9 tRNA genes and 1 rRNA gene are annotated in these 1093 nt (G+C 50.0%); all 10 read right to left on the reverse strand.

The window, feature by feature from the left end:
- Nucleotides 1-47: 47 nt before the first annotated feature.
- Nucleotides 48-124, reverse strand: a tRNA-Met gene (locus LC455_RS31005).
- 18 nt (nucleotides 125-142) lie between these two features.
- Nucleotides 143-215, reverse strand: a tRNA-Ala gene (locus LC455_RS31010).
- A gap of 34 nt (nucleotides 216-249) precedes the next feature.
- Nucleotides 250-326 (reverse strand) — tRNA-Pro (locus LC455_RS31015).
- Between the two features lie 6 nt (nucleotides 327-332).
- Nucleotides 333-409: transfer RNA gene (locus LC455_RS31020), tRNA-Arg, on the reverse strand.
- Between the two features lie 37 nt (nucleotides 410-446).
- Nucleotides 447-531 (reverse strand) — tRNA-Leu (locus LC455_RS31025).
- A gap of 34 nt (nucleotides 532-565) precedes the next feature.
- Nucleotides 566-641: transfer RNA gene (locus LC455_RS31030), tRNA-Lys, on the reverse strand.
- Nucleotides 642-665: 24 nt separating this feature from the next.
- Nucleotides 666-738: transfer RNA gene (locus LC455_RS31035), tRNA-Thr, on the reverse strand.
- A 38-nt stretch (nucleotides 739-776) separates the two neighbouring features.
- Nucleotides 777-852: transfer RNA gene (locus LC455_RS31040), tRNA-Val, on the reverse strand.
- A gap of 5 nt (nucleotides 853-857) precedes the next feature.
- Nucleotides 858-932, reverse strand: a tRNA-Glu gene (locus LC455_RS31045).
- Nucleotides 933-975: 43 nt separating this feature from the next.
- Nucleotides 976-1092, reverse strand: a 5S ribosomal RNA gene (gene rrf / locus LC455_RS31050).
- Between the last annotated feature and the right edge of the window lies 1 nt (nucleotide 1093).

Here is a 1093-nt window from a genome sequence, read left to right on the forward strand (position 1 = left end):
AAGACCGATCCCTTCAGCCGGACTTGGGTATTCCTCCGTTAAAAATATGGTAGCGGCGGAGGGGATCGAACCCCCGACCTTACGGGTATGAACCGTACGCTCTAGCCAGCTGAGCTACACCGCCATTTTTAATATAAAAAAATGGAGCCTAGCGGGATCGAACCGCTGACCTCCTGCGTGCAAAGCAGGCGCTCTCCCAGCTGAGCTAAGGCCCCATGTTGTTATTGTAAAATGTAAAATACTTACTACTGGTCGGGAAGACAGGATTCGAACCTGCGACCCCTTGGTCCCAAACCAAGTGCTCTACCAAGCTGAGCTACTTCCCGTAAAAATGGCGCGCCCGAAAGGAGTCGAACCCATAACCTTCTGATCCGTAGTCAGACGCTCTATCCAATTGAGCTACGGGCGCTTTATATTGAATGTTATTTTGCTATCGCAAAAAACTTTGGTGCGGGTGAAGGGAGTCGAACCCCCACGCCTTGCGGCGCCAGATCCTAAGTCTGGTGCGTCTGCCAATTCCGCCACACCCGCATATTGATAGTTATTTTGCTGACGAAAAAAACTATGGTGAGCCATGAAGGACTCGAACCTTCGACCCTCTGATTAAAAGTCAGATGCTCTACCGACTGAGCTAATGGCTCAAAAAAAGCAAAAAAAATAAAAGGTGCCGGCTAGAGGACTTGAACCCCCAACCTACTGATTACAAGTCAGTTGCTCTACCAATTGAGCTAAACCGGCGCACAATTAAAATTATTTTCATTATTGCGAAAAAATTATGGTGGAGGATGACGGGATCGAACCGCCGACCCTCTGCTTGTAAGGCAGATGCTCTCCCAGCTGAGCTAATCCTCCAAAAATGGTGACCCCTACGGGATTCGAACCCGTGTTACCGCCGTGAAAGGGCGGTGTCTTAACCGCTTGACCAAGGGGCCACTTTAAAATTTTAGACAAAATAATAGCCCCAACAGGGGCTTAGCCTGGCAACGTCCTACTCTCACAGGGGCGCGTGCCCCAACTACCATCGGCGCTGAGAAGCTTAACTTCCGTGTTCGGTATGGGAACGGGTGTGACCTTCTCGCCATAATTGCCAGAC

The sequence above is a fragment of the Neobacillus bataviensis genome (genome assembly GCF_019969725.1).